We start from the raw sequence: 7,517 nt of genomic DNA, 5'->3' as shown, positions 1-7,517 counted from the left end.
CCCCCCAACCGCGCGCCCACCATTCAGAACTCAGACCCTTCGCTCCTTCCCTGCTTCGGGTTCATTCGATTCCATTCGTGGTTTTAACCAGCTCCCGCAACAAATTGGCTCCAGGCCATCCCCCGCCCCCCTCACGCCTCATGCCCCTCCCCCGCCGGCCGCCGCCAGTTCTGCCGCGGCCCAAACAACGCCGTCCCAATCCGCACCATCGTCGCCCCCTCCTCGATCGCCACCTCGTAATCCCCGCTCATCCCCATGCTCAGCTCCGGCAGCGCCGCCCCCACCACCTGCTCGCACTCCGCCCTCAGCTCCCGCAGCCGCCGAAACACCGGCCGCACCCGCTCCGGCTCCGGCGTCCACGGCGCCAGCGTCATCAAACCCCGCACCTCCAGCCGCGGCAGCGCGTGGATCGCCCGCCCCTCCGCCAGCAGCCGCTCCGGCGCAAAACCAAACTTGCTCGCCTCCCCCGCCACGTTCACCTCCAACATAATCGGCCGCCGCAATCCCAGCTTCTCCGCCCACCGCTCCAGCTCCTCCGCCAGCGCCAGACTGTCCACCCCCTGCACACAATCAAAATGCTGCAGCGCATCCCGGCACTTGTTCGACTGCAAATGCCCGATCAAATGCCACCGCAACCGCCCCGGACACAGCGGCCGCTTCGCCTTCCCCTCCTGCACCTTGTTCTCCCCAAACAACTCCACCCCCAGCGCCGCCGCCGCGCACACCGCCTCCGGCGGCTGCCCCTTGCTCACCGCCATCAACTGCACCTCCCCCGGATCCCGCCCCGCCCGCGCACAGGCCGCGGCCATCCGCTCCCGAATCCGCTCCAAATTGCCCGCCAGCTCATTCATGCCGACCCACCACCCCCCCCTCCACCCCCGGCGCCCGCGCCGCCGGCGGCGCCTGCGCCTCCCGCTGCTTCTCATTCCACGTGATCAGCGCCGCCCCCGCCATGATCAACGCCACCCCGCACCACCGCATCCATGACACCGGCTCCTTCAAATAAACCAGCGCCGCCAGCGTCGTCATCACAAAACTCAACGACGTCAGCGGCCACACAAAACTGATGTCCTTCTGGCTCATCAAATACAACAAACACAAAAAAAACAGCGCCTCAAAAAAAACCCCCAGCACCACCCGCGGATGCACCACCACCTTCCAGAACATCGGCCACACATTCCGCAGCGTGATGTCCCCGCCCCCGCACACCGCATTGATCCCCTCCTTCAACAACACCACCCCCACCGCCTCGCACACCAGCCCCACCAGCAAAATGATCAATATCTTCGTCATAAATCGCCATAATGTATGAGCTGCAAACCCAGCCGCCCCACCAGCGCCTTCACCCGCGGACTGCACAACGCATCCAGCTCATGCTTAAATTCCGTCACCGTCGGATGACTGTAAAGCTCCGAATCGCCCGCCGGCAAATGCGGCAGCAGCCCCAGCACATACGCCTCATCCACCCGCCCGTCCTGCAACTGCCCAAACACCGCCCCCGCACACCGGATGCCCCGCCGCGCCAGCGCCCGCCGCTGCCCCCGCCCCAGCGCCGCAAATATCCCCGCATGCAACAACCGCACCCCATACCGCCCCCGCGCCGCCCGCCAATTCGGCCCCAGCGGCTCCCGCACCACCCGCACATGCCTTATCCCCCACGCCGGCGCCAGCTCCAGCAACAACTTGAACACCACCGGCTGCTGATGCAAATGCAGATGCCCGTTCACATGATCCAGCCGCAGCCCCGTCTCCCGAAACCGCCCCAACTGCGCCTCCAGCTCCCGCCGCAACGGCTCCCGCCAGTCCCGCCGCCAAAAATACCGCCACCCCACCACCACCGGATCCCGCCCAAACTGCCCCGCCTCATCCACCAGCCCCCCCAGCTCCCCCGCCGGCAGCGCCGCCCGCCCCTGAATCAACGTCACATGCAGCCCCACCGCCAGCCCCGGATGCCCCCGCGCCATCGCCACCGCCGCCCCCGCCGCCGGCTCGTTCACCATCAAACTGGCGCTCGTCAAAATCCCCTCCACATGCGCCTGCTCCACCGCCGCATTATGCTCCGCCGTGCGCCCCAGGTCATCCGCATTCACGATCAATCGCCGCACGCCGCTCATGCCTCAGCCCCCCGCCTCACGGCAGCCCATAATTCGCCGCCGCCGATCCCCACGCCACCCGCGCCCACGTCCGCAAAATCAATCCCACCTTGTAACACCGCGGCACCCGCGTCAGCCGCGGCCCAAACACGTCATACCCACGCCGCTCCAGCCGCCGCAACAAACTCCAGTACACCGACCCCATCAACTCCGCCGCCACCATCGCCCGCCGATCCTCCGCCGGCAACAGCTCCCGCGCCCGCCGGTAATATCCCCGCGCCCGCTCCGCCATCGCCGCCGCCGCCGCCGCATACGCCGGCGTGTAACGCCCCGCCAATATGTCCGCCTCCGCGCACCCCTGCCGCCGCAGCTCCTCCTGCGGCACATAAATCCGCCCCCGCGCCGCATCCACCCGCACATCCCGCAAGATGTTCGTCAACTGCAGCGCCTTCCCCAGCGCCACCGCATACTCCCGGCACCCCGGATTCCGATACCCAAAGATCTCAATGCTCAACAACCCCACCGCCGACGCCACCCGGTAACAATACACCTCCAGCTCCGCATACGTCCCATACCGCGCAATGTCCAAATCCATCTCCACCCCACGCAACACCTCCTCCAACAACTCCGGCGCCAGCCGGTACCGCTCAATCACCGGCTGCAGCTCCTGCAACACCGCCAGCCCCGGACGCTCCCCCCGGCACGCCGCCTGCACCTCCGCCCGCCACCGCGCCAGCGCCGCCCGCCGCTCCGCCACCGGCCGCTCCTCCTCATCCGCCACATCATCCACCTCCCGGCAAAACGCGTACAACGCCGCCATCGCCGCCCGCTTCTCCGCCGGCAACAACACAAACGCCAGGGCCAGATTCGAGGCGCTCTTCCGCGTGATGGCCTGGCTCTCGCTCATGACGCACCCGCCCCGCTCGAAGACGCTGAAGAACCGGACGACGACGACGACGACGACGACGATGGCGGCGGCTCCTCCCGCAACGGCGGCAGCCCCCCCGTCTCCGCCAGCGTCGGATTCCGCGGCCGATGCTCCCGCAGCCGCTTCCGCCGCTTGCCCCGATGCCGATGATGCGGCGCGCTCCCCCCCGCCGCCACCACCTCATCCCCCGGCTCCCGCTTCCACCAGTACACCGCCAGAAACAACACCAGCCCCACCAGCAGCGCCGCCCCCAGCACCACCGTCGCCGCCCCCAGCTCCCCCCACAAAGACTTGGCCGTCTGCGGCGTGTTCAACAACTCCCCCCCCGGCCGCCCGCCCCCCAACTGGCTCCACAATATGTTCATCGCCTCCCTCATGCGTTGCTCTCCGGCCCCGGCGCCGCCGCATCCTCCTCCTCCGTCTCCGCCGCCATGTTCAACCGCTGCATCCGATACCGCAGCGCATGCCGCGTAATCTTCAGTTGCGCCGCCGTCCGCGTCAAATTGTACCGGTTCTGCTCCAGCGCCCGCTGAATCAACTCCCGCTCATACCCCGCCAGCGCCTCCTCCAGCGACACCCCCGGCGCCGTCACCAGCCCCTCCTGCTTCCGCAACTGCGCCTCCACCTGAAAATCCGGCAGGCTCCCCGCCTGGATCACCGGCCCGCTCTCCAGGATCACCGCCCGCTCAATCACATTCCGCAGCTCCCGCACATTCCCCGGCCACGTGTGCCCCATCAACTTCTGCGCCGCCTGCGGCGACAATCCCGTAATCCGCTTGTTCATCGCCAGCGCAAACTGCCGCAAAAAATACTCCGCCAGCCGCAGCACATCCTGCCCCCGCTCCCGCAACGGCGGCGGCCGGAACTGCACCACATTCAGCCGGTGAAACAAATCCTCCCGAAACTGATGCTCCTTGATCGCCGCCACAATGTCCCGATTCGTCGCCGCAATCAGCCGCACATTCACCCGCAGCTCCTCATTCCCCCCCACCCGCGTAAACGTCCCATCCTCCAAAAACCGCAGCAGCTTCGCCTGCAGCGGCCGGCTCATGTCCCCAATCTCATCCAGAAATATCGTCCCCCCGTCCGCCTCCTCCACCCGCCCCGGCTTCGTCCGCACCGCCCCCGTAAACGCCCCCTTCTCATGCCCGAACAACTCGCTCTCCAGCAGCGTCTCCGGGATCGCCGCGCAGTTGATCCGCACATAATTCTTCTCCCGCCGCGGACTCAAACTGTGCAGCGCCCCCGCAATCAGCTCCTTCCCCGTCCCGCTCTCCCCCAAAATCAACACCGTCGCATTGCTCTGCGCCACCGTCTGAATCAGCCGCCGCAGCTCCACCATCGCCGGACACTCCCCAATGATCTGCTCCAGCCGCGCCGGCTCATGCGCCCGCTGCCGCAACGCCCGATTCTCCTCCATTAACCGGTACCGCTCCGCGCACCGCGCCACCGCCAGCAACAGCTCCTCCGGCGCAAACGGCTTCGCCAGATAATCCATCGCCCCCGCCTTGATCGCCTCCACCGCCAGCTTCGGCGTCGCATACGCCGTGATCATCAACAACGGCAAATCCGGCCACCGCTGATGCGCCTGCCGCACAAAATCATACCCGCTCAACCCCCCCAGCCGCGCATCCGTGATCACCATGAAACACTTCTCCCCCTCCAGCACCTGCATCGCCGCCTCCGCCGACTCCACCGCCCGCACCACATACCCCTCCGCCGTCAACGCGGCCTCCAGCGACAACCGCATGTTGCGCTCGTCATCCACCACCAGCACCGCCGGCAATTCCATCTTCATGACACCCGTTTCCCAAACGTATGCGGCGGCAACGTTATGACGAACCGCGCCCCTTTTCCAAGCTCAGATTCCACCCGCACCCGGCCCCCGTACACCTCCAGCGTGTGCTTCACAATCGCCAGCCCCAATCCCGTCCCCCGCGGCTTCGTGCTGTAATACGCCTCAAATATCCGCTCCTGCCGGTCCGCCGGGATCCCCGGCCCGCTGTCCCCCACCTCAATCCGCACCGCACCCCCCTCCTCCCGCGCCACCACCAGCTCCAGCCGCCCGCGCCCCTCCATCGCCTCCCGCGCATTCTGCAACAAATTCACAAAGATCTCCCCCAACTGCCCCCGCTGCATCACCACCACCACCGGCTCCTCCGGATACCGCCGCACCACCTCCACCGCAAACCCCGCCTGCCCCGGAAACACCTGCTCCACCGCCCGCTCCAGCTCCTCCACCCCCTCCAGCCGCTCCACCCGCGCATCCGCCAGCTTCGCAAACCCCATCAGCTCCGTCACAATCCGGTCAATCCGCTCCACCTCCTCCCGGATGATCCCAACCTGCCCCCGCACCACCTCCCGCTCCTGGCTCAGCAACCGCTGCAAATTAAACGCCGCATTGTTGATGATCCCCAGCGGATTCTTGAGCTGATGCGCAATCTCCGCCGACAACCGCCCCGCCGCGTCTATCTGCCCCTGCCGCGCCGCCAGCTCCCGCGCCTCCTCCTCCGCCCGCCGCTGCTTCTCCAGCAATATCTGCAGCCCGTAACAAATGAACGTCAGCAAAAACAACACCAGCACCCGCAGCACAAACGGCTCCGTCTGATACTCCACCGGCGGCAGCCCCAGCGCCTGCCGCACCTGCGGATCCAGCCGCGGCGGCACCGTCCAGTTCGTCGCCCACCCTCCCCCGCCACCCGCCTGCCCCGGCCCCGCATTCGTGCTCATCCCCCGCAGCCGCCCCGCCAGATACGCCGCCTCCATCTCCGCCGTCTCCGCGTCCGCCCGCGCCTGCCCCATGTACAACAAACCCGCCGCCAGATACATGAAACATATCGCAAAATTCAGCGTCAACTGCTGCCGCAGCAACGACAACGTCAGCGCGTTGCGCACAATCATCACCGGAAACAGCCAGAACAACAAACTCTCGAACCCCGTCGTGATCAACACCAGGCAGCTCACCAGCGCCCCGTCCAGCAAACCCCCCAGCCACAACACCCACTGCAGCGCCTTCCACGAAAACCGCCGGTAATTCAGCAGCACCCACGCAATGATGACATTCGCCCCCACATACGCCGCAAAAAATTTCTGCACCAGCGACAGCGTCAGCTCCTGCATCTGCACCACCCCCAGCGACCACCGCGGAAACAACACCGCATACGCCACCACCAGCACAATCGCCCCACGCACCGGCAGCAGCACATCCCGCTCCACCGTCCGCATCCGCTCCAACTGCCGCTCCGGATCCACCGGCGGCGGACGCAGCAGCTCCGCCACCTGCCGCCCCATCCGCCACAGCTTGTCCCACTGCCATTCCATGCCGCCCTCCCGCCGGCCCGCGCCGCCGGTGCCCGCTACCCCCCCGGCCGGCAGGACGCCCCCGGCGCGCTATTTGGCGTTCTCCTTCCCCCCGTCCGGCCCCTTCAACATCGCAATAAACTGCCGCATCGCCGGCGACAACACCTTGTGCTTCTTGTAAATCGCCGCCAGCGGCCGGTAAAACTCCCCATCCTCAAAATGCACCTGCACCAGCGTCTGCTTGGCCACCTCCTGCGCCACCGTCGCCTGCGGCACTATCGCCACCCCCGCGTCAATCTCCACCGCCCGCTTCACCGTCTCAATATTGTCAAACTCCATCACCACCTGCACCTCCACATCGTGCTCCTTCAAAATCTTGTCCACCGCCCGCCGCGTCGGAATGTCCGGCTCAAACGCAATAAACTTCTGCCCCGCCAGCTCCTTCAACCGCACCGTCTTGTTCTTCCCCAGCGGATGCTGCGGATGACAGATCAACACCAAAATGTCCTTCCGCAAACTCACCACCTCCAGCTTGTTGTCCTTCGTCGCATACGCCACCAGCCCCAAATCCACCACGTTGCTGATCACATCCTCATACACCTGATTCGCCCGCCGGTACTCCACATGCACATTCACCGTCGGATACGCCTTCAAAAACTTCTTCAAATACGGCGGCAAATCATGCAGCCCGATGCTGTAAATCGTCGCCACCCGGATCGTCCCCGAGATGATGTCCTTGATCTCCTGCAGCTTGCTGTACAACGAATCATACGTCTGAATGATCTGCTTGCTGTACTCGTACAGCACCTCCCCCTCCCGCGTCAGCCGGAACTTCTTCTTGCTCCGCTCGATCAACAGCGAATTAAACTGCCGCTCCAGCGAGCTGATCTGCTGGCTCACCGCCGACTGCGTCACATTATTGATCTGCGCGGCCTTGGTGAAACTCTCCGTCTCCGCCAGGTCGCAAAAAACTTTCAGGCTTTCAATTTGCATAAAAATAGTTAAAGCAAAATGGGGAATTATGTCAACTTATGCACGATTATTTTAAGAAGTTTTTTTTAATCCGCCCACCCACTCCCACCCCTCCTTTAACCCCCCATCCCACCCTCCATTACCCCGCCTTATACCCCACACCCCTACCGCGCAAACAACGCCTCCCGCATCCCCGGCGCCGGCCGCCCCCCCCCCCCCCCCCC

General features: G+C 65.5%; 8 protein-coding genes and 1 pseudogene. All 9 read right to left on the bottom strand.

The features are described 5' to 3' along the window. Nucleotides 1-131 precede the first annotated feature (131 nt). A complete protein-coding gene (locus N3J91_09175; protein MCX8156602.1) occupies nt 132-851 on the bottom strand; it encodes a YggS family pyridoxal phosphate-dependent enzyme in 720 nt (239 codons plus the stop codon). Continuing rightward, nucleotides 844-1,293 carry a DMT family transporter gene (locus N3J91_09170; GenBank protein MCX8156601.1) on the bottom strand — a complete coding sequence of 150 codons (450 nt, stop codon included), beginning with the start codon at nt 1,291-1,293 and terminating at the stop codon, nt 844-846. Before N3J91_09170 ends, N3J91_09175 begins: the two co-directional genes overlap by 8 nt. Beyond that, the gene (hpnK, locus tag N3J91_09165) at nt 1,290-2,105 is read right to left on the bottom strand and encodes a hopanoid biosynthesis-associated protein HpnK (GenBank protein ID MCX8156600.1); all 816 of its coding nucleotides are present in this window, start codon (nt 2,103-2,105) and stop codon (nt 1,290-1,292) included. The genes N3J91_09170 and hpnK overlap by 4 nt, the downstream gene beginning before the upstream one ends. 25 nt (nt 2,106-2,130) lie before the next feature. After that, on the bottom strand, nt 2,131-3,000 hold the full coding sequence (hpnD, locus tag N3J91_09160) for a presqualene diphosphate synthase HpnD (protein ID MCX8156599.1): 870 nt from the start codon (nt 2,998-3,000) through the stop codon (nt 2,131-2,133). Then, nucleotides 2,997-3,386, bottom strand: a complete 390-nt coding sequence (locus N3J91_09155) for a hypothetical protein (GenBank protein MCX8156598.1) — start codon at nt 3,384-3,386, stop codon at nt 2,997-2,999. The genes hpnD and N3J91_09155 overlap by 4 nt, the downstream gene beginning before the upstream one ends. A gap of 8 nt (nt 3,387-3,394) precedes the next feature. After that, the gene (locus N3J91_09150; GenBank protein MCX8156597.1) at nt 3,395-4,819 is read right to left on the bottom strand and encodes a sigma-54 dependent transcriptional regulator; all 1,425 of its coding nucleotides are present in this window, start codon (nt 4,817-4,819) and stop codon (nt 3,395-3,397) included. Next, a complete protein-coding gene (locus N3J91_09145; GenBank protein MCX8156596.1) occupies nt 4,816-5,100 on the bottom strand; it encodes an ATP-binding protein in 285 nt (94 codons plus the stop codon). Before N3J91_09145 ends, N3J91_09150 begins: the two co-directional genes overlap by 4 nt. 252 nt (nt 5,101-5,352) lie before the next feature. Then, nucleotides 5,353-5,751: pseudogene (locus N3J91_09140) on the bottom strand (hypothetical protein). A gap of 660 nt (nt 5,752-6,411) precedes the next feature. Beyond that, the gene (locus N3J91_09135) at nt 6,412-7,314 is read right to left on the bottom strand and encodes a LysR family transcriptional regulator (GenBank protein MCX8156595.1); all 903 of its coding nucleotides are present in this window, start codon (nt 7,312-7,314) and stop codon (nt 6,412-6,414) included. Nucleotides 7,315-7,517: the final 203 nt, after the last annotated feature.

Source organism: Verrucomicrobiia bacterium, assembly GCA_026414565.1.
Taxonomy (GTDB): domain Bacteria; phylum Verrucomicrobiota; class Verrucomicrobiia; order Limisphaerales; family Fontisphaeraceae; genus Fontisphaera.
The sequence above is the reverse complement of the archived record's forward strand: the minus strand, read 5'-3'. Positions and strand labels throughout refer to the sequence as shown.

Coding starts and splice junctions, on each gene's coding strand:
- N3J91_09175 (MCX8156602.1), bottom strand. CDS start 851: ATGAATGAGCTGGCGGGCAATTTGGAGCGGATTCGGGAGCGGATGGCC.
- N3J91_09170 (MCX8156601.1), bottom strand. CDS start 1,293: ATGACGAAGATATTGATCATTTTGCTGGTGGGGCTGGTGTGCGAGGCG.
- hpnD (MCX8156599.1), bottom strand. CDS start 3,000: ATGAGCGAGAGCCAGGCCATCACGCGGAAGAGCGCCTCGAATCTGGCC.
- N3J91_09155 (MCX8156598.1), bottom strand. CDS start 3,386: ATGAACATATTGTGGAGCCAGTTGGGGGGCGGGCGGCCGGGGGGGGAG.
- N3J91_09150 (MCX8156597.1), bottom strand. CDS start 4,819: ATGAAGATGGAATTGCCGGCGGTGCTGGTGGTGGATGACGAGCGCAAC.
- N3J91_09145 (MCX8156596.1), bottom strand. CDS start 5,100: ATGGAGGGGCGCGGGCGGCTGGAGCTGGTGGTGGCGCGGGAGGAGGGG.
- N3J91_09135 (MCX8156595.1), bottom strand. CDS start 7,314: ATGCAAATTGAAAGCCTGAAAGTTTTTTGCGACCTGGCGGAGACGGAG.